Source organism: Membranihabitans maritimus (assembly GCF_021729145.1).
Taxonomy (GTDB): Bacteria; Bacteroidota; Bacteroidia; order Chitinophagales; family Saprospiraceae; genus Membranihabitans; species Membranihabitans maritimus.
In genome coordinates, this window is record NZ_JAJSLW010000002.1 from 174,204 (window position 1) to 197,898 (window position 23,695).

Here is a 23,695-nt window from a genome sequence, read left to right on the forward strand (position 1 = left end):
TTATATGGAAGCTTTAGCGGTATTAGCTGTACAATGTACGCTCAGTGTGCTGGTCTTTTATCTTGCAACAAAATGGTATGTGATTCCAAGGATCAACAAAGAAACGATATTTGATGTTCTAGCCTTTTTGCTCCTAATAAATGTGTTTCGGTACCTGCCGCTCTCTTTGTTTATGCCGGGTCAGGTTTCCGAGGCTTTCCCCCTCTATTTAAAGAAAATTGTAGCCTACGGAGATTTTTTGTCTGGTATGATAGCACTAACAGCTTGGATATTGCTTCATTCAAATAAGAAAGGAGCATTGGCATTGACCTGGATTTTTTCAGTGATAAGTATTGTAGATATAATTGGGGTATTGATTTTGGCAATAATTGAAAAAGTATATTCTCTACCACTCGGGACGAACTATTTTACGATTTCGGTATATGTGCCTATGCTAATTGTTGTTCAGGTAGTGATTCTAAAAATTCTTACTCGCAAAAAGTTCAAATTAATCAGAAGATGAATAGCATATTAACAATAGGAGACATTGCCCCGGTCGTTGGTGCAGAGGATATTTGGGAGAATACAATAGAAGTGCCTTCCAAAAGAAGTTGGAATTATCTTTCTTTTCATCGGTTTGCTAATTGCCCGTTTTGCAATCTCAGAACCAATGAACTGATAACAAACTACAATGTATTTAAAGAGCATAAGATAGAAGTTGTTTCCATTTGGCCATCCTCAAAACCCCATTTATTGCGTTATAGTAATAGTGTAAAAACTCCCTTCCCAATGTTGTCAAACAAAGATAAGAGCATCTATCGGGCTTATGGAGTTACAAAATCTTCAATATGGGGTGGTGCAAAATTAATATTTCATCCCCAATTGATTGTAAGGGCTTTGAAAGGGAAAAGCAATACAATGGAGGTTGATGCAGACCCCAATTTGATGCCTGCAAGTTTTCTTATCAGTCCGAAAGGAATTGTTCAAATGGCATATTATGGGAAACATTTTGGTGACCACCCAACTATTGAATCTATAATACAGGCCAAAGAGCAGTAAAGATAGAGTTCATAACCTGTGGTCAAAGAATTTTTAGGATTCAGAGTAATTGAGAAAAAGGAGGTTTTACGAATGGACTATTGAGAACTTCTTATCAGGAAGCAGACCAATGTTTTCAAAATTTAATTCCTAACGTACATTCTGAAACTTGATTTGATAAGGCGAATCTAATACATACCCTTCTTTTATTTTCTCCCCATAAAGTTTCAGGAAGCAGCCTTGTATATTTAAGATCTGCTCATCCTGAACCTATAACTATTCGTCGAGTTCAGGTTTTAGATGATTTAAATAATGATACCTTGTTCTGTACTAAAAAAAACATGATTTTCGATTAACGCTTCCTATAATATAGAATATCAACAGTGATACATAAACCTGGAAGTATGCCCTAAAAAATGAGAATAATAGAGTGTCAATATCCACTCAATTAATGACTGTTAGTATGATTTTTATGACAACAAAAAGGGAGTAAATCAATACCTCAAAAAAAGAAAAAAAAAGATTTTATCAGTAGTACTATTTGTATATTTCGTGGATATAAATCACTAAATATTTAGACGAAAATATGAAAAAAGAACGCCCGAAAGGGCAAGATTCCAATGGGAAGAAAACCAAAAAGATGACTCCCAATAAAACCGTTGGTCCCGCCGAAAACCTTGAACAACATTTACAGCCCGATTGGTGGAAACGAATTTTTAATTCTATGTATCTGAAAACGGATGCGGATGTAGTGGAAGACAGTCAAATCACTAAAAAGGAAGTAGACTTATTCCATAAAATTCTCGACATAAAAGAAGGAAATACTCTTTTGGATTTGGCATGTGGGCAGGGGAGGCATTTAATAGAAATGAATGGCCGGGGGAATTACAATCTTTATGGTCTGGACCGTTCCCGCTTTTTAATTCAGAAGGCCAAAAATATATCCAAGAAAAAGGGAATAACTATCAATTTTAAAGAGGGAGATGCAAGAAAATTGCCGTATGCAACGGATACTTTTGACTTTGTAACTAATCTCGGTAACAGCTTTGGATATTTTGAAACACTTGATGATGATACTAAAATCCTGAAAGAGATATACAGGGTATTAAAACCGGGCGGGTTACTCCTGATGGAAATTGCTGATGGTGATTTTTTACGAAGCAACTACACGCCAAGAAGTTGGGAATGGATCGATAAGAAACATTTTGTTTGCCGCGAAAGAACAATGGCAACCGATAACCAGCGATTAATCTCCAGGGAAGTGATTACCCACACAGAAAAAGGAGTTATAGTAGATCAATTTTATGCGGAAAGATTGTACACCAAAGACGATTTAATTACCCTTCTTAAAGATGTGAATTTTAAAGAGGTAACTTTTCACGGCAATATTACTTCTGAGTCTTCCCGCAACCAGGACCTGGGAATGATGGAGAACAGGTTTATCCTTACTGCTAAGTCAGTAAAAGAATGGACCCCTAAAAGAGTGAAAAAAGCAGTTAAAAACATAGCTGTGATAATGGGCGATCCTACTCTCAAAGACATAATAAAGCCCGACGCAATATTTGATTCCGATGATTTTGATACAATAGCCAATCTTAAAAGTGCTTTGAGCCAGTTAGGCCAATACAAATTCAGCTATCTGAATAATCATAAAACACTGGTTTCCGACCTACAAAAATTACAGGGGAAGATAGACTTTGTGTTTAATTTATGTGATGAAGGCTTTGATAATGATGCGGTTAAGGAATTGCACGTGCCCGCACTTTTAGAAGTAATTAACTTACCCTATTCGGGATCAAATCTTCAGACACTGGCGTATTGTTATGATAAGTCTCTTATAAGGGGTATTGCAGCAGAGATAGGTGTACCGGTGGCTGATGCTTTTATGATTACAGCTGATGAAAACTTATTTGAACTCAATATTCCATTCCCTGTTATTGCCAAACCCAATTTTGGAGATTCAAGTTTTGGAATTACTCAAAAAAATGTGGCGTATACCGTTGAGGAATTAGCGAATGCAATTCTTAGGATCAGATCACAATTTGGATATACCAAACCCATTTTAGTGGAAGAATTTTTGACTGGTTCGGAATTGTCAGTAGGAATCATAGGGAATATTCAAAATTATACAGTACTTCCTATCATTGAAGAGGATTTTTCTGAATTACCTCAGGGGCTGCCAAGGATTTGTGGCTATGAGGCGAAGTGGTTACCAGACTCTCCTTATATGAAAGCTTTAAAGTCCATCCCTGCGTCTATTCCTTCCAAAACGGAAGAAGAATTAATAAACTATAGCCTCAAGCTTTTTGAGAGGCTTAATTGTAGAGATTACTGTCGATTCGATTGGAGGTTGAACGCGAATGGAGATCCTAAAATTTTAGAAGTTAATCCCAATCCCGGATGGTGTTGGGATGGCCATTTAGCTAAAATGTGCAGCATTGGTGGAATTGAATATCCTCAAATGCTGGAGTCAATTTTGAATGCTGTAGAATTAAGGTATACTCTGCCGGAATCTTGAAAACAATAGGACTTTATTCCCCTTTTGGAAGTGACTGGGACGAAATCCTGTTTATCTTCCGGAAAATAAATGGTGTTGATTCTGGTCGTTTAACCGGTCCGAAGTACGGAAATTTAATTGTATTTTTCCGATTATGATATTTTTGCCAGTATCGTTATTTTATAATTTAGAGATAAGACATGTCCAGATATATTAATACCACTCCGGAGACGGGAAAAACCTTTTATCAATATTTTCTTGGAAAGGGAAAGATTGTGATGTTGAACTTGTTGAAATTTCGAACAATTGCTGATTATACAAATCTGGATGATATTCAGCCTTCGGCAGAAATCAGCGGGGAAGAAGCATATCAATTGTATATGGAAAGTACTTTACCGGTACTAGAAAAGGCGGGGAGCCGGATTATTTATTATGGAAAAGGCAATAGCTTCCTCATAGGTCCCGAGGCAGAAAAATGGGATGCTGTTCTATTGGTTGAACACGAGTCGGTTTCGAAGTTTATGGGGTTTGCTGAAAATGAAAGTTATCTGAAAATTGCAGGGCATCGAACGGCGGCGTTGGAGGATTCCCGGTTGTTACCTACAACGGAGGTAGTTAACAAATGAAAGCAAAGCCCGGAATTTTGCGGTTCAAATTTATTTTTTTAATTTTGTATCGATCATTACAATAATAAATGAAAGGAAGGCCTACAATTTATAAGGATGAAGAAATAATACTAAAAGCACAGGGTTTGTTTTGGGAGAAAGGGTATAGTGCAACGTCCCTGGCTGACCTGAGCAGAACCACTGGGGCAGGGCCAGGTAGTCTGTATAATACCTTTAAAGGAGGGAAAAAAGAATTATTTATAAAATCACTTCATCAGAGAAAGGAAGATTTTAAGAAGTTTAAACAAAGTTTAAGAAATAGCAATAAACCGATCGAAATGATTAAAAGCTTTTTTCTAGATATAGCGAATGCAGATAAACATGCTCATTTAAAAGGCTGTATTGTAGCCAATACTATTGTAGAAATGACTTTTATTGATGACGAATTAGAAAATGAAGCCATTGATATATTGAAGGAGACGGAAAAACTCTATACGGAAGTCATACTCATAGAACAAAAGAAGGGAAATATTAGATCCAAAGTCCCTGCTAATGTCCTGGGAAAATACCTGGTCACTCTCTGGTGTGGGATTAATTCTCTACGAAGGATTTATCCGGATAAAAACGTACTTAAACAACAAATAGAATTGCAGCTGGAAATATTGAATTAATTTTTTTAACTAATTATTGAACGACCACTACACAAGTATGGATTTACAACTTACAGAGAAAAAAGCTTTTATAAGCGGCTCAACTCAAGGAATCGGATTAGCTATTGCGCGACAACTCCTGAAGGAAGGAGTGTCGGTCATCATCAATGGACGAGAAGTTGAAAAAACCATAAAAGCCCGTGAAAAGCTTCAGTCGGAATTTCCTAACTTGGATATTAAGGCAATAGCAGCTGACTTTTCAAAGAATGAAGAAGTAAACAAACTATTACCTCAATTGACGGATGTTGATATCTTAATTAACAACATTGGCATATTCGAACTAAAGGATTTTGAAGATATTTCAGATGAGGATTGGTACCGAATTTTTGAGATTAATGTGATGGGTAGTGTCCGATTAACGAGAAAGATTTTACCTGAAATGTTGACTCGGAAATGGGGGCGAATTGTTTTTATTAGTAGCGAATCTGGTGTAAATGTTCCGGAGAATATGATTCATTATGGGATGACTAAATCCGCCATTACTGCAGTGGCAAACGGACTTTCCAAACGAACAAAAGGAACTGAGGTTACAGTAAATACCGTGGTAGGAGGCCCCACGTATTCGGATGGAGTCTCATCCGTAGTTGAAACAATGGCAAAAGCTCAAAACCTTGAAGTCGATCAAATGAAAGATATTATTCTACAGCAGTCAAATCCACATATTTTGTTGGAACGATTTATAAAACCAAACGAGATAGCAAACCTGGTTACATTTTTATCAAGTCCATTATCGGTTGCAACAAATGGGGCCTCATTAAGAGCTGATTCGGGAGTATTGAAAACAGTTTGAAAAATTCTACCAGAAATAAGATATTTATTAATTAGGTCGATGTGGAACCTTATTACTCTATTTGCTTAAATTTAGCATAAAACGTAGGTAGGGAATGGATATCTCTCCAAATTATACCTTTACAAAAGTCTTATTCTTGTACATATACCAAAGCAAGAGATATAAAATTCCAAATCCGCCTATACTCAATAACAGAGGCTGAAAGTCACCCAGGTATTGTTCGAATCCGAAAAGAATATAATTTGATATTTCCGGGAAACTGATCACGTGGGAAAGTACATAGGCAGTAATGGCGTTCATACCGATCACGCGCAAGAAATACGACCACTTTTTGTATCCTTTGACATCAATAATCCAGTAGAACAAGGCCAAAAGCAAAAAACAGATCCCGGATGAAAAGAGGACGAAAGAACTCGACCACAGTTTCTTAACTATCGGATGCCAAATCCCCCAAACCAATCCGAGGGCTACCCCACCAAGACCCATTAGCAGTAAATTCCGGGCTACTTTGGGGCGGGCAATCGATGATTTGATAATCTCTCCTGCAAATAATCCCGATAAAGTCGTAGCCGTAAAACCAAACCCTGTCAATAGCCAGGTATACTGTAGTCCATCGTCAAAGCCCCTCATCACCAGACGATCAAAGTAGATTGCGAAGTTTTGGTCAGGCATCAAAATACTCCTACCTTCTCCAGGAACATTAGGTACGGTTAATATCAGTGCGTATATAACCAAACAAGCAGCAAATAAAATATATCGCGCTTTTTTCGAAAGGTGAAGATAGGCCAGCGAAGTAAATACATATCCGACTGCAATAGCTTGCAACGTATTGCTAAATATTTTAAAGGTGTTGATATCTAATTCAAGTAGATTCCCCTGCACAATCCATCCCAGGATAAAAAGGATAATAAAACGGCGTCCTAATCTGCGATATACAGGGGTTAGATTCTTGTTTGATTCACGAATCCTTCCGAGAGAATATGGGATTACCGCCCCCACTACAAACAAGAATAACGGCATAATTATATCGTAGAAGTGAAACCCAAACCATTCCGGATGGTTGAATTGTTGGGCCATGACTCCTGTAAAGGCAGTATCAGCACCCCTATGCAGGTTTTTGAAAAACTGATCTAAAAATATAATCATCAGCATGTCAAATCCCCGTAGGGCATCTATAGACATTATACGTTCCTTCTTTACAACTCCCATGCATTAAATCTTTATTGAATGGATACAAATACTTTTCCTTTTCAAAAATTTAACGTAATGTACAATAATTTAATAATATCGAAAGAATATAATAATGAAAAGAAAGGAAAAGAGGTTTTGAAGTGATGTGTTGGGTAGTCTTGAAATAGAAGGAAAGGTTAAAAAGGATATGTATTCTGTAGAAAAAACCACTTAGGCGCTAAGACTACAAGAACTAATAAGTAATAATGAAAAAAACTCTTCTGAGTGTATCTTCGTGATCTCATTGTCTCAGTGGTAAAATAAAACCACTCATACACAACATCAATGTGGATGCGGATGATCGTGATGATCAGATGATTCATAGTGTTCTTTTATCAGATCTCTGCCAAAATCCCCATCAAAATCCCGCCATACTGTGTGGATATGATTGGCATCATTTTGGGTATTGTCAAATTCAATAAGAAAGGTTTTTCCCTGGACTCTGTAATAGTGTGGTTCACCTAAATCAGTTTCTCCCGCCCATCCAAAGTGGATCTCATCCCAATCTTCAATTTCTATATTCTTTCGGCGCTTTTCTGCCAGTTTCTCAGGCATCGAAGACAAATAAACGTGAATGAGCTCATCCAAAATTTCGATTTCTTCTTCTGTCATTTCTCTAGTTGAGACACCTACGGGTTCCAGCGGATTTACTTTGGATAATACACCTGTTACATTATCTGGAAAGGCTTCTTCCTCAAAAATGGCTTTTTTTCGCTTGCTGGCAGACATCATATTTATAAGTTGAAGCCCCAGGTCTTCCTCTTCTTTGAGGGTCCGTTCGCCTTTTCGGGATCCACTGGGTACAATGGCAGGATTGGCTCCAAAAAACCGCGGTGTCATACTTATTTTCCCATCAACGACGGTAAAGTTCAACGAAACATGATGTCCTTCAAAGGACCAACTCCAGGGGTCGTCTTTCCTGGGGTCACCGTAAAAAGCAGCGTGGTATTTTTCCGGGTCACGATATTCAGTATCACCACTGATTTCTGCAAGAACTTCTTCTAAACTAATGATTTGCTTTGTTTTTTCATACCCGGATTTGCTTAAATAACTCCTGACCAGTTTGAAAAGTAAATCTTCCTGTTTATTATTGAGTTCGCTCAATTGTATTCCGGGACGCGGTTTGGTTAATACGGGAACAAAATCCCATTCTTCACGCTCTTCAATGTCAAAATCAAAATAGGCTTTATCCCATTGTTCATCCGATAGGCTTTCTATAAACTTAATGGCTGGCTTTTCATACTTGAGTGAAAAGGCATATCCAATGGCCAGTAGTGAAACAATAGGAATAAATATTTTCAAATATTTGAATTTCAGAAGTGATGTGAATGTCGACATTTTATTTTAAAGTTGTTTTGAATTCCAATATAAGGTATTTTTTTCCGACCAAAAATTTCTTCTTTTAAGAAAATACAAAATTAAATGACCTATTGACACTTTAAGTTCCCTGATTTGTGTTGTATATTTTAATTTTCAATGATCATTTTTATATTTACATCGCTTTTATGAAGGTTGAAAAACACTTTCAATTAACTGATAATCATGAAACCACAATACACAAAAGTAAATTCAATGAGAAATTATATTTATATTTTAATCTTGTCTGCAGTGGTTGCCTGGGGATGTAATCCAGGTGGATCAAAATGTGATCCGGCTGCAGAAGACCAATATACCCATATGACGGATTCATTGGTCAATTCCCTGGAGTGGCCTGAAAACCTTGAGATAAAAGCCTTTGCAGGGCCTGATTTAGTGCCAAGCCCTGCATGTATGGCTGTTTCGGCATCAGGAGAGGTGTTTGTGGGAGTTGATAAAATGGGTTCACTCGGCAAAGAGATGGGCCAGGGAGCTGTAATACGGCTAGTAGATTGTAATGGAGATGGAATATTGGACTCCCATACGGAATTTGCCAGAATGGATAATCCACGTGGAATACTTATCCTGGGAAACCGCGTATTTGTTTTGCATACTCGGTTTTCAGAAGAAACGAAGAAAGCGGCTAATATGGATCTCGTTGTGTATGAGGACAAGGACGGGGATGGAGTAGCTGATGGGGAGCCACTTCCACTGATTACAGATTTGAGCAACCCGCGCTATTTGGCAGAACGGGGAACGGACCATGCTACGAATGGAATTCAAATTGGTATTGATGGTTGGATATACATTGCGGTAGGAGACTTTGGATATCACAATGCGACAGACAGGGACGGTACGAAAATGACAATGTTGGGTGGAGGAGTTGTGAGAATAAGGCCAGATGGAACTGAGATGGAAGTCTATACACATGGATTACGAAATATATACGATGTAGCCATTGATCCATTTATGAATATTTTTACACGTGGCAACACAAATGATGGTGGGGGTTGGAATGTACGGTTTGCTCATCAAATACAGTCAGGAGAATATGGATACCCCATTTTGTTCAAGCATTTTACAGAAGAGATAATCCCTGCTTTGATAGATGTAGGAGGGGGATCCGGAACCGGAGCCCTATATCTCAATGATGACAGGTGGCCTGCAGTGTACAACAATACCCCGCTTATGGCCGATTGGGGTAGAAGTTATTTATATAGGCACCCTGTAGCCCCGGATGGTGCTTCATATAAGCAAACCGAAGAAAAATTTATTCAATTACCCCAAATCACAGATGTCGATGTAGATGCTTCCGGAGCCATGTATATGTCTGCATGGGACGGTGCGGGATATTCGGGAAGTCCGGATATAGGATACGTAGTCAGAGCTATTCCTAAAGGGCTGGAATATCAACCATTTTATAACCTTGAGAATGCATCCGATAGCGAGCTATTAGCCGAAATCCAATCAAATAATGCCAGGGCCCGAATGGCAGCACAATGGGAAATCCTCAGCAGGAATAAAGAGAAAAGTACCGAATCAATTTGGGCGTTGGTTGAAGACGAGAGTCTTTCTCTTGAATCAAGGGTGGCGGCTTTATTTACGTATTCGCAGTTAGCAAAAACCAATGGAATTGATAATTTAGTGATAGCCACTGAGAATGTTAAATTGCAAGAATATGCGCTACGGGCTCTGGCTGATCGAAAAGAATGGGTCGATAACGTACCTCTGGAGCCATTCATTACCGGACTTAATTCCCATTCACTTCGGGTAAAAGCAGCTGCAATCATTGGTTTGGGAAGATTAGCTAAGAAAGAAGCCATACCTGTATTATTGGACATTGAGGTTCCTGAATCTTTCAAGGCTCCGCAACAAGGCACTGAAGGACCCCACGCCACACCTAATTCAGAGATTATTATTCCGCACCTGGCTGTGAAAGCCCTTGTATCTCTCAATGCTACGGAGGAGTGTATTACTGCTCTGGATACGGAAAATAAAGATTTAGCTCTCTGGGTAATGAGGTATATGCACGATAGTCAGGTGGTCCAGGCACTGATTTCTAAGTTTGAAAAAACCCAAGATCCTGAGTTGAAAGAAAAAATCATCCGTACCCTGGCCCGAATATATTATCAGGAAGCTCCTTACGATGCCACCTGGTGGTGGAGCACGCGCCCCGATACCCATGGACCGTATTACAAAACAGTTGAATGGAATTCTACCCCTGTGATTCATACATTTTTGATGGAACAATGGCGGAAAGAAGGTGCTAAAGGACGAGACTTTTATAAAAAGTTAAATAGTAAGTACAGGTTAGGGATCGATGAATTTGGTACGATAGAAAAGAAAGCCCCCAAAGAAGATGCACCGGCCATAGATCTTGAAAAGCTGAAGAATAAAAAGGGGCAGGTTGGGGAATCCTCAATAGAGGATATTATGTTGGCTTTGGACAAGATTGATGGAGATCCTGAAGAAGGTAAAATTTTATTTTCTCGCCAGGGATGTCAGACCTGCCATAGTATTGATAAAAGTGAAGTAATGAAAGGGCCTTTTATGGGACAGATCGGATCAATTATGAACCGGCAGCAAATAGCGGAATCAATTTTAAAGCCCAATGCGTCCATTTCCCAGGGCTTTTCCACCGCACAGATTCAGACCAAAGGAGGTGATACTTTTGTAGGTTTCGTAACGGAGGAATCAGCGGAAAATGTGACCATTCGCAATATTGTTGGAATGGCTACGGAAATAGAGAAATCGGAAATAACAAGTCGCAAAGAGCTGGAATCTTCGATGATGCCTTCAGGCCTGGCCAATGCACTTAGTTACCAGGAACTGGCTTCATTAGTGGCGTTTTTGGAAGGGCAGAAATGATCATCACGTATGAAAAAGAGTCACCCGGAAAACAATGGTATTGTGCCTGTTCCTATTCATGTAGTGGCGGAACATCTGTACGACTCAATGTAAATTTGGTGTCTTAGTAGCTAGGTTATTCTGACAAACGCCATCAAATACAAGTTGGAAATGGACGGTGAATGTACCCTACGCTTTTTCCTTGTTTCCCTGATGATTCTCTTGAAATCTGCAGAGAAATAACCTTTACGACCAGGTGGTGGAAATCTGAAAATTCATGCCTTGGACCGTTCCTTCACTTCTCTCTGCAATTGGATCTATAACCATACATGGAGTTCAGATCCATAAAAAATTAAAAATGGCATCCTACTTGCGAATGGTAGTTCAATTTTTTAACTAAAAGAAGGATGCCCGAGTTTGATTAGGTATGAGGAGTATTATTTTTACAATCGAAATCTATAAAGGCTACCTCGTTTGCGGTTATTTGTTTGTACCAATAATTAACGCAGATGTATCAAAGTCAAAATAAGGGTGGAAAATTAAGGTTTAATGCCAAAATATTCTGAGGGAGGTACTCCGTATTTTTCCTTGAATATTTTTGAGAAATTTGATAAACTGGAGTATCCAACGGAATATGCAACTTGTGAAACCATAATTCCTTTTTTCAATAGGTAGGCTGCTCTTTTTAGTCTTTGATTGCGAATAAATTCTGCTACGGATTGGTTTGTCAAGGACTTGACCTTCCTGTATAGTTGCATTCTGCTTAAGCCCATGTCATGATAGAGGTCACTTACTTCATATTCCGCATTATCCATATTGTCTTCAACACATTCCATTAATTTTTTTAAAAAGATTTCTTCATCATTCGTAATAACTACTTCAGCGGGTTGAAGCTCTATTACTTTTTGATATTTTTTACGCAGTAATTTACGCTGGTCGAGGAGGTTTCTAATTCTTGTTTTAAGTTCCTCGGAATCAAAAGGTTTGACTAGGTATTCATCCGCTCCTGTTTTCAGCCCCTGCAGCTTATTTTTCATTTCCGTTTTCGCTGTTAATAAAACAATAGGTATGTGATTGGTAGCTGTTTGATTCTTGAGAATTTTGCATACATCAAACCCAGATGTTCCTGGCATCATTATATCACAAATAATAAGGTCTGGTAAATGATTCGTTGCGAATTTAATTCCATCTTCTCCATTTTGAACAGTTTGGACGGAATACAATGGTTTTAAAATAGAGGCTATTAAATCAGAAATCTCTTGATGATCTTCCACAATTAAAACACGTTCTCTTTCCCCACTTGTGGAGGTATCTTCATGTTTTATGGATTTTGGTTTTGTAGACTTTTCGCCTGATTCTTGACAAAGGGGCTTCCGAAGGGGGAGAATTACCCGAAATGTAGACCCCTGACCAGGTATACTTTTCAAATGTATTGACCCACCGTGGAGTTCAATTAGTTCCCGGGTAATAGATAACCCTATTCCTGTACCGGTATTTTCCTGATTTTCCAATTGATAAAACCGGTCAAAAACTTTTTGAAGTTTGTCTTCTGGAATACCAGGTCCCTGATCAGATACATCGAGAATTAAATAATCTTTGTATTCGACCTTTATGTTGATAGTTGAATCATTGCGAGTATATTTTACGGCATTGGACAGTAAATTTTGAAATATTTTTTCCAGAGCATCATGATCATATTCTAACCATTCTGCTTGTTCCGGAATGTTGGTATTAAACTGTATGTTTCGTGTTGAAGCAAGGGAGTCAAAAAGTGAAACAGTCATTCGCAGAAAGGACATGATATCTCCGGGTGTAGGAGATAATGTATAGGTACCTGATTCCAGTTTTGATAGGTCTAATAATTGATTGATCAGCCGAAGAAGACGATCTGAGTGAATTTTCAATACATCCCAATCCGTTTTAATCTTTTTGGACAAATTTTTGTCTATAGTCCCCTTTATGAGGGTGAGTGGGGTTCGTAACTCATGAGATACGTCGGTAAAAAGCTTTGTTTTCAATTCGTCAATTGCTTTTATTTTTTCAGCCTCTATTTGTGCTTTTTGTGCCTTTTCTTTTTCGATATCTGCTAATGTTCTCGCTATTTTATTGGCGCAGAGGGAAGCTATGGTTTGCAATGTGTCGAGATGCCTTCTGGTGAAAAATCCTTTTTCCGGATGTTCGGAATCTATTACCCCCAGTACTTTACCTTTGTAGATTAACGGTACTGCAATTTCTGATAACCTATTTTCATCATCGGTAATATAACGGGGGTCCAAAGTGGTATCAGAAATGATTTCAGCTTTGGCATTATTGGCTACGTTACCCACAATTCCCTGGCCCAAAGGGATTTCAATGGGTTTGTAAATTTCAAATGCTTTTGGATTTTTATTGCCAAAAGCCGCTTTTTGTACTAAAACAGCTTTTTTTTCATCAATCAAATAAATGACACAATCGACGAAACCGAATCTGCCAATACAATTTTTGGTGACATCCCAAAGGATTTCATCTATCGAGTTTTTTCCGTAAAGAGAATTTGAAAAATAATGAATAGTCTGTTCCACTTCATTAGCTATTTCCAGATCATGGATTTTTTGCTTGAATTTTTGAGCATAAGTGATGCCATGAAAAACAGCTACGGACAATGAACCTGCAAGCGTGATTAAAAGATTTCCGTAATAAACATTACTTATGTTGACTATATTGATAGATTCGGGAAATATAGAATAATTGGTAACTTCTAATACGATTAATGCCGTAATGCACAGAGTAAACAGGTACAATATTGAAAGCCATTCCTGTTTTTCTGCAAGTAAAATACCGGAGATGAGGACCAGAATCATGATAAGTTGAAATCCTGCTTCCTTCCCCAATAGTCCTGACAAAAAGAATAGATGAAAGAACGAAAAACTAAATAACCATAACCTGGCCAAAGTTGGTCTTCCACGATAATTCCAAACCCATGAAAAGGCTAACAGTATCGTTAAAAAAAGAACATATATCCCTATTTTCGTCGATTTACTGAAAAGGAAAATGACGTAAGGCAAGGAAGTAAACACCGCAAAGAAAGTATAGATATTTACCAGTCTTATCCGTTGAGATTTTAGAAAAGACATTTCGGGTTTTATACCCCAATTGGCAAGTTGTAATCGTCTGATTATCACTTGACAAAGATATTATAATTCTCTCAAATTATTACTTTTCCAGAAACTCCTTCCATTATCATAAGGTTATCTAATGAGAAAATTGATATGGTTATTTGAATCATGAGCCGGAGGAAATGATAGAGGCTTCAGAATTATTTTTTACATTTTAATAAACTTTTGTGTGGTTTGTTTATCGCCGTTTATAGTAACAGTATACATCCCTGGATGCAAATCATCTACTATTATCTGATGTGTCAGAGATTCTGTTTGGTCCGACGAGGATAGTTCCTTGACTTTTCTGCCCTGGAAATCCATTATGGTAATTTTAGAGATGACCAGAGAAGGATTTAATCTTAAGTGTAGAATATTGGTAACAGGATTGGGGTTGAGGTCCAATTTTTGAGGTTCTTTACCTGAATTTTCTATTGCTTGGTTTGTAATTCCTTGAATTTCGCAAGTTACTTCTATGGTTTGTGTAAAAAGTATTTGCAGTGAAGCAGTACAGCTCGTCACCTTCCAGTGCCTTTCAACAATACAGTTGCCATCAGTACAATCCCCTATTTCATTCTGGCCCAAAAAGATGGGTATTCCCGGACCGCATAGTCCTTCACTTACGTAATCCGGTAGCGGGGGAATATTACAAAACGCAACCTGATCTTCGGGAAGGTCAAATTGGCTGACGGTGTCATTAACCATTCTCCATTTAAAATTTTGAATACACAAGGTCGTATCACCGCAACAGTTTATCAAAAAATATACCCGGTCAAAATCAAATTCACAATTATTTAGCTGGTGAATGTGAGAATGGTCTTCGGCATGTACCCGCGATATACTACATCCTTGACTTTCAAAGGTTGTGTCCGTTAATGGAGGGGGAAATTCCGGAAATTCAGTAACGCACCCAAAATTGACATCCTCAGGGCATAGGGAGTCCGGAACTTCACCGTTATTTTCCCACCAGGTAATCATTTGATCGCAGGAAGATGTATTCCCACATTGGTCAGTAGCAGTGTAAGTCCTTGTCATTTTTATAAATCCATTGTCATTTGATATGCTACTTGCAGTGATTTCTACTGTTACGGGGCCGCAATTATCTATTGCTACAACTGTGCATTCTTCAGGATCTGGAATAGTCTTGGGGTCGCACCCAAGTTCAAGATTCGGAGGACAGGTAATAAGGGGAGGAGTGGTATCTACTGTCCAGAAAATACGCTGCGTGCATGTGCTTATATTTCCACAAAGATCCGTTACTCCATATGTGATATAGTAGTAATATAGGCAGTCATCACCCTGTATGACATTCCCGACATCTATTTTGTCAATAGAAGCAATGCCGCAGTTGTCAGTAGCTTCTATTCCAAAGTCGGGTGATACAATATGTACATCTGTATTTAATGGGTTACACCCTAGATCCATGTCAGAAGGGCAATGTGTAATATCGGGAGCTTCTGTATCTACGGTCCAGGTAAAAGTCTGGAGGCACTGATCTTGGTTTCCACATTTATCTGTAGCGATATATACCCAGCTTATGGAATATTCACATCCCACTAAGGTGATATCTGATAACTCATAGGTTATTTGTACACTAGAACAGGAATCTAATGTCTTTACCACATCTGGTGTGGGCAAAGGAAGGTCTTTGTTTACATTAAAATCCGGAATACACCCCAAGTCCTTACCTGTGGGACAACTGACTATGACGGGAGGAGTGATGTCGGACGTCCAGGTAATTGTTTGTTCACAAATACTTTCATTTCCACAACAATCAATTGCTTTATATTGACGGATGCGTTGCTGAGTGCATTCGCTACTGGAAATAATTATATCCTGAAACCAGAAAACTGTATCCAGACAACAATTGTCAGTCACTGTTAATTTTTCGGGAGACGGTGTTGGGAACGCTATAGGATTGCAACCGAGGTCGATATTCTTCTCACATTTTATTTTGGGGGGTTGCGTGTCCTTAATCCAATTGTATACTTGCGTATATGTGTATGTATCACCACTACATGGTGTGATTTTGAATTTACGAGTCAACGAATAATAACATCCGTCATTATTTTTGTCGTCTCCTAACCATTCTTGGAGTGCTTCGCAATGTCCGGGAATAAATCTTTTTGGATCGGGAATGCTTTCTCTTAGATTTGGATTACAGCCCAGGTCAATTAAAATCGTTACATCTTCAGGGGGAAAAGTATCATACACAAAAAGAATGTTTTGGGTATCGATTGTTTCATTTCCACAAGCATCAATTGCTGTATAAACCCTTTTTATGTTGTAATTGCAATCTTTGTTTGTTGGAATATCTTCAACGTGTCGTACGTTTGGTTCACGGCAATCAGAGTTTACATCTATTTCGTCGGGAGCAGGCCCGGGTATGTCAGAAAGGCTATTAATACATCCTAAATTCAATTCCGGCAAGTTCATTGAAATATTCTGGGCAGCCAGCGAAAATGTAAAGAATACAAGTATACTGGTTGTTAATATTTGACGTAAAAGTAACATGGTAGATTTTTTATAGAGTAGAAGAATAATTATTGTCAGGAGATAACAAGGTTAGTTTTTAGTGAAATTGAATAGCGTTCCGAGGACAATGTTTAATCCCCGGTTCCTAAACTTTGTTTCTATCGTTTCGACATCATTGACATCAATTACACCGATTGAGTATCTCAATTCTGCAAACACCTTGTAATCGGATACTGAACATTCCACCCCGGCTCCTAATCCGAATCCGAGGTCTACTTTTTTGAAAGAGTCGGTTCTATCTGCTTTGTCCCCATCTTCGAATTTTATGTTGCCGTTTAGTAAAATGCCAAATGAGGGTCCTGCAAGGAGATAAGGGGTTAGATTTTGATCTATTTCCAATGAATATTTAACTAATGCTGGTATCTCAATATATGATGCGCTGTATTTTTGGTTTAACTCTTTATGTCTCCACCCTTTTAGTAAATACATTGGTTCCAGTCTAATTGACAGATTTTCGTTGATATTGTGGTCTGTGACCAACCCAATGCCCAATAAGGCTCTTGTACCGATTCCATCAGAGCCTGTGTTTAAATTTGATGTTGCAAAATTTAAATCTAATAAGGGACCGATACTCCATTGAGCTGAGGATAGTTTTATGGAAAATAGAAATATGCAAGAGATAATAGTATACTTTTGAATTACAGATCGATAGTTCATATCCATAAATTTATGTTGTGAACAAAAAATTATGTGTATGGGGCGGTTATGAAAATAGGATAATGGTTACATACCATTTATTGCAGGTGTACCAATTTTTGATGGATGAGTACCATCGGTAAAAAATTGAGCAGTGGGAAAAAGATCCGACTATAAATGATACAGTCGGATATATTTGCACAATATATTTAGGGTTACTATGCTAATCCTTTTATGTCCTTGAAGAAAAGAAAATAGAATGTATCTACGTTATATTGATAGCTCTTCACTATGTAATACAAATGCTAAGATAAGTTTGTCTTTTATATTTAGATTGTCGCTATTGTAACAAATGCTGTCCCTATTGTAACAATAGGAGGGGTAGTAATTCCAAAGGTTTGGATAGTTAGGTTAATTCAAAAGAAAGTCATTCTTCAGGTGCGATGCTAAAGGAATAATACGCTAAGATACTTTTATATAGATTGTAAAATCATTTTTTCCTTATAAATAAAAAATACCCGGTAAGTTATATTTTACCGGGTAATCCTCATACTTATATAGGCTCTTATTCGAACACCCATTTTGTTCGAATATTTTAAACAAAGAAGTTTTTGGTCAATGCAAAAACTTAAATTTTAATTACCTCTTTTGGTTAATTAAATCCCCTTTTACCTACTATGTCAAAGTAAAACCAAATTGCTACACCGGATTATTTGTATTGTAACAAATAATAACTCGATTGTAACATTTATAGCAAAATAGAATTGTAATTCTCTTTGGGAAAATGATCTGGAAGGGCTGTCGTGTAAATCGCTATTGTATGTACTTTTAGCAACCTTAAGAAGAAATGGTAAATACCACCAGACTATATGACAATAATTTTTACAGCGTAGTTCTTTGTCATTATTTAGTATATCCGGATCCAGAATAGGAAACAATCATACAAAATGGAAATAGCGTAATTCTCCATACTCAATAATATACGGAGTGCTGTTATTTTTCGTAATCAGATGGAGAGACTCCGTATTCTTCTTTAAAAATTTTGGAAAAATAAGATAGGCTGGTATATCCTACTGAATAGGCGGATTGTGATACCGGTTCACCTTTGCTCAACAACTCAGTTGCCAAAAATAAACGATGTTTTTTTATAAAAAGGTTGGCCGATAAGCCCGTAAGAGCCTTTATTTTGCGATGTAATTGCATTCTGCTAATACCCATTTCTTTGCAAAGCAAATCCACGCTAAAGTGAGAGTTTTGAAGGTGATCCTGGATAATGGTTTTAAATAAATTGAGAAATTGTTCATCAGGATTTTGGTCTACTAGTTCTTTCTTACTAGGAGATTCCGGTGATCCTTGAAATTTTTCCTGGAGTAATCTCCTTTGCCGGAGAAGATTGTTGATTCTAATTAGTAATTCTTCACTATCAAAAGGTTTTTGTAAATAATAATCTGCCCCGGTTTTTAATCCTTCGAGTTTGCTATTTTGTGATACTTTTGCTGTAAGTATTATTATGGGGATATGATTGGTTAAACTTTGCGATTTTAAATGTCGGCATACTTCTATCCCTCCTATTTCAGGCATCATTATATCACAAATTATTAAGTCAGGTAATATCTTTTCAGTTTTAATAATCCCGTCTTTACCGTCAAATGATTGGATTACAAAATACTGGGGTGATAATATATCCTTAATTAGATCCGAGATTTCAATACTATCCTCGATAATTAGTATTGATTCATTATCATTTGAAACGTTTTGAGATAAAAGGGGGCGTAAATTTAATTTGGGGTCTTGAATAGAGGGTAGGGATATTTTATCTAGGGGAAGAACAACTGTAAACTGGCTTCCTTTATTCAATTCACTTTCCACTGCAATATTACCGGAATGTAATTCTACAAGTTCTCTGCAAAGCGATAGACCAATGCCTGTTCCAATCTTTTTTTCCCGGGAGAGGCGATAAAACCTCTTAAAAATATTCTTTTGGTCCATCTTAGAAATGCCTACTCCCTCGTCTTTTACTATAAAAGTCAACGCATCTGTATAATCTGCACTTATCTCTATGGAAGTATTATTATCGCTGTATTTTATAGCGTTAAAAATTAAGTTGTAGAATATTTTTTCTAATGCGTCTTTGTCAAAATTCAACCAAATTGGTTCATCCGGTATATCACTGAAAATTACGATATTCTTTTCCCGGGCATATCCTTCAAAATACGAAATTATTAACTTTATAAATGATGTGATTTCAGCCGGTTCTGGGTTGAGTTTAAATTCCCCTTCTTCTAGTTTTGTAAGGTCAAGGATCTGGTTAATAAGCCTAAGGAGTCGATCTGTTTGTTTATCGATTATTTGCCAATCGTTTTGTTTTTGTAAATTTTTGCCTGCTGTCCCTTTTATTATGGTAAGCGGTGTTCGAAGCTCATGGGAGATATTGGTAAATAATCTGTTTTTTAATTCGTCAAACATTTTAATTTTTTCGGCTTCGACTTGTAATTTAAGTGCTTTTTCCCGTTCGCGCTCTCCGATGGACCAGGTTATCTTATTGGCACATAAGGCCGCAATAGTTCTAAAAATTCGAATATGTCGTGAGGTGAAAAAATTCTTTTGTGAATTTTTGGATTCAATAATCCCGATCACATTATTGTTAAAAATTATTGGGGTGACCAGGATTGACATATCTGCGTAGGCTTTTTTATTGACGGATTGACCAAAAGAAGTGTCGTTGAGAATTACAGATTCTCCTGTTTGAATAACCTGACCAATCAAACCTTTGTCTACTGGTACTTCATTGGTTGTTTCAAGAGAGTATTTATCCGGATCAGTGGAGGAAGAGCCCGCTTTTTGTACCATCAAATTGCGATCTTGATCCAGCAAATAAATAACACAGTCTTCAAGCTTTAAATTAGTAATGCAGCTATTTACAATATCCCATAGAACTTCACTAAGACTATTTTGTCCATAAAGTGAATTGGAATAATAGTTTATAGTTTTTTCGATATCATTACTTGTTTCTATTATCCTTCTATTCGTCAATAGTTGTTGGTTGAATAAAAAGTGGTAAAATAGTCCAATAAAAATGGTAATCGATAACGATAAAAATAAGTTCAGGTATTGAAAAGAAGTAATGGCCCCATGAGGCCGGGCAAACTCCATTAAATTGTAGTCAGTGATTTCCAGGAATATCAAACTGCTTATTGATAATCCTATATAGAAGTATATCAATGCTTTGTCTTTATATTGAGATACAATTATTCCAGCCAGGGTCAGGGGGATAAAAAGGAATTGTGCACCACCCATTTTTCCCACTAATGAGCTAAGAACGATTAGAAGTGAATTGACTACAGTATATAAAAATAGTTTTACAGCTTTTAGCTTTTGGTAATAGCAAAAGATCCAGGTTGAAAAATGGGCTAAAACAAAACCGGTTAGCAATAAAAGAACACCTGAGTGCTTGACAATAAAGAGATACGGTATGACTGCAAAAGTTGCAAGAAATACATATACGTTCATCAGACGTAATTGAATTGCCGTCTCAAAAGGTGTATCTTTTGATATCCCCCAATTAAATATTTTAAGCTTCGAAATTTGAAAAGCCTTGTACATTGAGAGTCGTTTTATTAGGGATGATCTCTTTGGTTTCCGATCCTATTAATGTAAGCAAAGTTGTATTATATATTTCATGTATGCAAGACTAAATTTGAAATTAGAGTTGGTCTAAATTTCTTTAATAAACGGTATTAAAGGTGCTTTCAGAAGAAATTATTTGAAATTATCCCTATTGCGGTTATCGAAAGCTTCCTCCCAGTTCAATTAAGACATCGGTAATGGTTTCAAGCCTTTTTTCGTCTCCGTAATACAATTCCAACGCAACCTGATTTGCACTTTCATTTGCATTTTCTAAAGAATTAATTCCCGCGCTGGTAAGTTTCACAAAACTTACTCTCGCGTCTCTGGCATGAGATTCTCTTTGAACAAGCCCAATTTTTTCCATAGGGAGTAATTTTCGCGTAACTGCTGAAGCAGATAGTCCTACTTTTTCAGAGAGATCTATCCTTCTCAGTTTCTGCCCGGGCGATCTATATAGGTGAAATAATATCATGAAATCACTAAAACTAATACCGTGAACGCTAAGAGTAGCATCAAACTTGCGGGCAATGACAGCCTGAGTCATACTTAGGTTTAGGAAGAATTGAAGTGTAGAACTTAATGATTGCATAGTAATTGATTTTTAATTGAAATGTAAAATAAAATCAAAAATATACTAATTGAATCAATAAGTAAATTTCCTGCAAAACTATTTTGGACCTGTATTTTAAATCAATTGGGGTATATGAGAAAGTTCCAATTTTTATTGTGGCAATCTTTTCGCAATTTGAGGATAATCAGTAAAAATAGATCGTAAATGCTCCAGTTTTTACGAATATATTAAGTCCCAAAGACCTTGTGGCTACTTTTTATTACCCAGATGGAATGCCCTCGAAATATTAAATCCAAGGTGAATATCTCCTGAAAAGAAATTACCAGTAGTTTCTGTAATAAAACTTTTTTCAATCATGGTAATCGCATTTGACATCATCAATTGGAAAACATGTCCACCCGTTTCGATATCAACACTTATACTAAATGCGTCTCGAGGGGTAATAGATTCTATTGGATTGAAAGAGTAAAAATATTCAGCATTTACTGAAACTTGGTTGGTGATTTTCATCCGCCCTCCAATACCCAAAGCCAAAATATCATGCGGATCCTGGAAGGTAGGTACTGTATTTCTATGAATGTAGGTAGGTGCGACTTGAAGTGAAATTGCGGAATTGAATTTTCGCGCAATAAGGACCTGGGTAGTATAAGCCAGTCTATCATTGAAATCGGGTTTGTCATCAGCTGGATAATCTCGCAGGGTTTTTTGTGCCATACTTCCGACAAGTGTAACGCTTACCGGGAAGGTGTTTTGACTTGTTTTTTGTTGCAGCAAACGGTATTTGACAAATCCGTCATAGCTTTTATCAAAAGAACTTCTACCTAGACCAAGTGTAAAATTGTCGGAGACAGCATACTCCAATGCAAACCTGATATTTGATTCATCCAATCCAAACAGTTGATAAAACCCACCATTGACCCGACCGAATCGATGGGAGATAAGAAATTCCAATACTCCTTTTTTACGGGTCTCAACGGAATGGCCGTTTGCGATTCGGGTTCCCTTGAATATAGCACTTACTATTTCAGTAGTTTTAGGTGTTTCACTCTCCAGTATATCCAATAAATCCTGCGAATTAGATAATGTGGTATTTAAAAAGAAGAAAGTGAAAAAAATACAAGACAACTTTAACGAGTGATTCATAGGTAAAATGCTTTTTATCTATATGGAGTATGTTCCAGTTTGCAGGTAACTTCTACTTCTTTGGCGATATTACGTGCTACAACTGATGGAATATTTATTTCATAATCAGCTACCGTGACCATAAAAGACCCGTCAAAATTCACAGCGTCGTCAGTTATTTTCAATTTACCTTCCATGGTAATTGGCTTGGTAATTCCATGAACAGTCAAATCTCCTGTGATTGCAGCCACTCCGTTTTCACCGTCGAGAATTTCTTTCAGATTTTGAATTTCACCTTCAAAGCTAGCTTTGGGATATTTGTCTGATTCCACATAATTCTCATTAAAATGTTCTTGCATCAAAGCTTTTTCAAATTCAAAGGATTTCATAAGGAGGGTAACTGCAACATTACCTGTAGATAGATCGACTATACTTAATACCTGATTATTTTCGGCCTTAATGTCTTCTACTGGAGTATGGGAATAAAAGGAAATATACCCCTGTTTGGTGATATACCGCTCTTGCGAGAACCCAATTATTGAAAACAATAAGCAAATACATATTAATGCAGCTCTGTACATATTTATTCAGTTTAATTTACAATAACAGTCCTAATCAGCATAACATCTAGTAAAAACCCGGTACAAATCCCTCTTGCTTCTAATGTTTGACCTTTTTCCAGTCCCAGCACTTTTTGATTTTCGACAGGATCCATATTACATATAACGCTTTCAATCCCATTACCGTTTCGCAGTGTTATTACACCATTCCCATTAGCAGTATCTATGGATTGGATTGTTCCTTTCACCCGGACCACTTTGTCCAGGTATTTTTTATTGGCTAATTGCTCGTCATTTTTAAATTCATTAATCAATTCATCTGTAGAGAGAACATAATCAGCTGTAGCTTCGCGGAGGTCTTTATGGGGTTTATTATACACTTTTGTATAGACAAAAAATGCAATTATAGCCCCAATCAATAGTACGGACAGAGATATGACAAATATTTTTCTCATAAT

17 protein-coding genes are annotated in these 23,695 nt (G+C 37.3%); 7 read left to right on the forward strand and 10 right to left on the reverse strand.

Annotated features, from left to right (window positions below; all coding sequences use genetic code 11):
* The first annotated feature begins 4 nt into the window (after positions 1-4).
* The 6 genes from LVD47_RS02750 to LVD47_RS02775 all read left to right on the forward strand — a co-directional run bounded on the left by LVD47_RS02750 (position 5) and on the right by LVD47_RS02775 (position 5,619).
* The gene (locus LVD47_RS02750; protein ID WP_236974001.1) at positions 5-502 is read left to right on the forward strand and encodes a DUF8737 domain-containing protein; all 498 of its coding nucleotides are present in this window, start codon (positions 5-7) and stop codon (positions 500-502) included.
* Positions 499-1,038 carry a redoxin domain-containing protein gene (locus tag LVD47_RS02755; RefSeq protein ID WP_236974002.1) on the forward strand — a complete coding sequence of 180 codons (540 nt, stop codon included), beginning with the start codon at positions 499-501 and terminating at the stop codon, positions 1,036-1,038. The genes LVD47_RS02750 and LVD47_RS02755 overlap by 4 nt, the downstream gene beginning before the upstream one ends.
* Before the next feature lie 565 nt (positions 1,039-1,603).
* Entirely contained in the window at positions 1,604-3,535 is a 1,932-nt protein-coding gene (locus tag LVD47_RS02760; RefSeq protein ID WP_236974004.1) for a methyltransferase domain-containing protein, read from the forward strand.
* Between the two features lie 179 nt (positions 3,536-3,714).
* A complete protein-coding gene (locus tag LVD47_RS02765) occupies positions 3,715-4,140 on the forward strand; it encodes a DUF1330 domain-containing protein (protein ID WP_236974005.1) in 426 nt (141 codons plus the stop codon).
* A 68-nt stretch (positions 4,141-4,208) separates the two neighbouring features.
* Positions 4,209-4,790 (forward strand): TetR/AcrR family transcriptional regulator, encoded by a 582-nt coding sequence (locus tag LVD47_RS02770; RefSeq protein WP_236974006.1) that lies wholly within the window; start codon positions 4,209-4,211, stop codon positions 4,788-4,790.
* Positions 4,791-4,827: 37 nt separating this feature from the next.
* Positions 4,828-5,619, forward strand: coding sequence for an SDR family NAD(P)-dependent oxidoreductase (locus tag LVD47_RS02775; protein WP_236974008.1), 792 nt, complete (start codon positions 4,828-4,830; stop codon positions 5,617-5,619).
* A 111-nt stretch (positions 5,620-5,730) separates the two neighbouring features.
* Here LVD47_RS02775 and LVD47_RS02780 read toward each other — a convergent pair whose 3' ends face one another.
* Complete coding sequence (locus LVD47_RS02780; RefSeq protein ID WP_236974009.1) at positions 5,731-6,828, reverse strand: acyltransferase family protein; 1,098 nt, start codon at positions 6,826-6,828, stop codon at positions 5,731-5,733.
* Between the two features lie 303 nt (positions 6,829-7,131).
* Entirely contained in the window at positions 7,132-8,151 is a 1,020-nt protein-coding gene (locus LVD47_RS02785; protein WP_236974010.1) for a DUF3500 domain-containing protein, read from the reverse strand.
* Positions 8,152-8,421: 270 nt separating this feature from the next.
* Here LVD47_RS02785 and LVD47_RS02790 point away from each other — a divergent pair, with 270 nt between their 5' ends.
* Positions 8,422-11,073 (forward strand): DUF7133 domain-containing protein, encoded by a 2,652-nt coding sequence (locus LVD47_RS02790; RefSeq protein ID WP_236974011.1) that lies wholly within the window; start codon positions 8,422-8,424, stop codon positions 11,071-11,073.
* A gap of 518 nt (positions 11,074-11,591) precedes the next feature.
* On the opposite strand, the gene LVD47_RS02795 is transcribed toward LVD47_RS02790, so the two are convergent.
* From LVD47_RS02795 to LVD47_RS02830, 8 genes are all read right to left on the reverse strand, one after another.
* Positions 11,592-14,165 (reverse strand): ATP-binding protein, encoded by a 2,574-nt coding sequence (locus LVD47_RS02795; RefSeq protein WP_236974012.1) that lies wholly within the window; start codon positions 14,163-14,165, stop codon positions 11,592-11,594.
* 189 nt (positions 14,166-14,354) lie between these two features.
* On the reverse strand, positions 14,355-16,700 hold the full coding sequence (locus LVD47_RS02800; RefSeq protein ID WP_236974014.1) for a T9SS type A sorting domain-containing protein: 2,346 nt from the start codon (positions 16,698-16,700) through the stop codon (positions 14,355-14,357).
* Positions 16,701-16,751: 51 nt separating this feature from the next.
* Positions 16,752-17,378: a porin family protein gene (locus LVD47_RS02805; protein ID WP_236974015.1), complete on the reverse strand. Its 627-nt coding sequence runs from the start codon at positions 17,376-17,378 to the stop codon at positions 16,752-16,754.
* Between the two features lie 972 nt (positions 17,379-18,350).
* Complete coding sequence (locus LVD47_RS02810; protein ID WP_236974016.1) at positions 18,351-20,960, reverse strand: ATP-binding protein; 2,610 nt, start codon at positions 20,958-20,960, stop codon at positions 18,351-18,353.
* Between the two features lie 181 nt (positions 20,961-21,141).
* Positions 21,142-21,573, reverse strand: coding sequence for a MarR family winged helix-turn-helix transcriptional regulator (locus LVD47_RS02815; RefSeq protein ID WP_236974017.1), 432 nt, complete (start codon positions 21,571-21,573; stop codon positions 21,142-21,144).
* A gap of 231 nt (positions 21,574-21,804) precedes the next feature.
* Positions 21,805-22,698 carry a DUF5777 family beta-barrel protein gene (locus LVD47_RS02820; protein ID WP_236974018.1) on the reverse strand — a complete coding sequence of 298 codons (894 nt, stop codon included), beginning with the start codon at positions 22,696-22,698 and terminating at the stop codon, positions 21,805-21,807.
* Positions 22,699-22,712: 14 nt separating this feature from the next.
* Positions 22,713-23,258 carry a YceI family protein gene (locus tag LVD47_RS02825; protein ID WP_236974020.1) on the reverse strand — a complete coding sequence of 182 codons (546 nt, stop codon included), beginning with the start codon at positions 23,256-23,258 and terminating at the stop codon, positions 22,713-22,715.
* 11 nt (positions 23,259-23,269) lie between these two features.
* Positions 23,270-23,692 (reverse strand): OB-fold protein, encoded by a 423-nt coding sequence (locus tag LVD47_RS02830; RefSeq protein WP_236974021.1) that lies wholly within the window; start codon positions 23,690-23,692, stop codon positions 23,270-23,272.
* Between the last annotated feature and the right edge of the window lie 3 nt (positions 23,693-23,695).

Excerpts from the sequence above, each read along its gene's own strand:
- LVD47_RS02825 (WP_236974020.1), bottom strand. The coding sequence starts at position 23,258 with ATGTACAGAGCTGCATTAATATGTATTTGCTTATTGTTTTCAATAATT.
- LVD47_RS02750 (WP_236974001.1), top strand. The coding sequence starts at position 5 with ATGGAAGCTTTAGCGGTATTAGCTGTACAATGTACGCTCAGTGTGCTG.
- LVD47_RS02830 (WP_236974021.1), bottom strand. The coding sequence starts at position 23,692 with ATGAGAAAAATATTTGTCATATCTCTGTCCGTACTATTGATTGGGGCT.
- LVD47_RS02755 (WP_236974002.1), top strand. The coding sequence starts at position 499 with ATGAATAGCATATTAACAATAGGAGACATTGCCCCGGTCGTTGGTGCA.
- LVD47_RS02760 (WP_236974004.1), top strand. The coding sequence starts at position 1,604 with ATGAAAAAAGAACGCCCGAAAGGGCAAGATTCCAATGGGAAGAAAACC.
- LVD47_RS02815 (WP_236974017.1), bottom strand. The coding sequence starts at position 21,573 with ATGCAATCATTAAGTTCTACACTTCAATTCTTCCTAAACCTAAGTATG.
- LVD47_RS02795 (WP_236974012.1), bottom strand. The coding sequence starts at position 14,165 with ATGTCTTTTCTAAAATCTCAACGGATAAGACTGGTAAATATCTATACT.
- LVD47_RS02790 (WP_236974011.1), top strand. The coding sequence starts at position 8,422 with ATGAGAAATTATATTTATATTTTAATCTTGTCTGCAGTGGTTGCCTGG.
- LVD47_RS02770 (WP_236974006.1), top strand. The coding sequence starts at position 4,209 with ATGAAAGGAAGGCCTACAATTTATAAGGATGAAGAAATAATACTAAAA.
- LVD47_RS02775 (WP_236974008.1), top strand. The coding sequence starts at position 4,828 with ATGGATTTACAACTTACAGAGAAAAAAGCTTTTATAAGCGGCTCAACT.
- LVD47_RS02780 (WP_236974009.1), bottom strand. The coding sequence starts at position 6,828 with ATGGGAGTTGTAAAGAAGGAACGTATAATGTCTATAGATGCCCTACGG.
- LVD47_RS02800 (WP_236974014.1), bottom strand. The coding sequence starts at position 16,700 with ATGTTACTTTTACGTCAAATATTAACAACCAGTATACTTGTATTCTTT.
- LVD47_RS02805 (WP_236974015.1), bottom strand. The coding sequence starts at position 17,378 with ATGAACTATCGATCTGTAATTCAAAAGTATACTATTATCTCTTGCATA.
- LVD47_RS02810 (WP_236974016.1), bottom strand. The coding sequence starts at position 20,960 with ATGTACAAGGCTTTTCAAATTTCGAAGCTTAAAATATTTAATTGGGGG.
- LVD47_RS02820 (WP_236974018.1), bottom strand. The coding sequence starts at position 22,698 with ATGAATCACTCGTTAAAGTTGTCTTGTATTTTTTTCACTTTCTTCTTT.
- LVD47_RS02765 (WP_236974005.1), top strand. The coding sequence starts at position 3,715 with ATGTCCAGATATATTAATACCACTCCGGAGACGGGAAAAACCTTTTAT.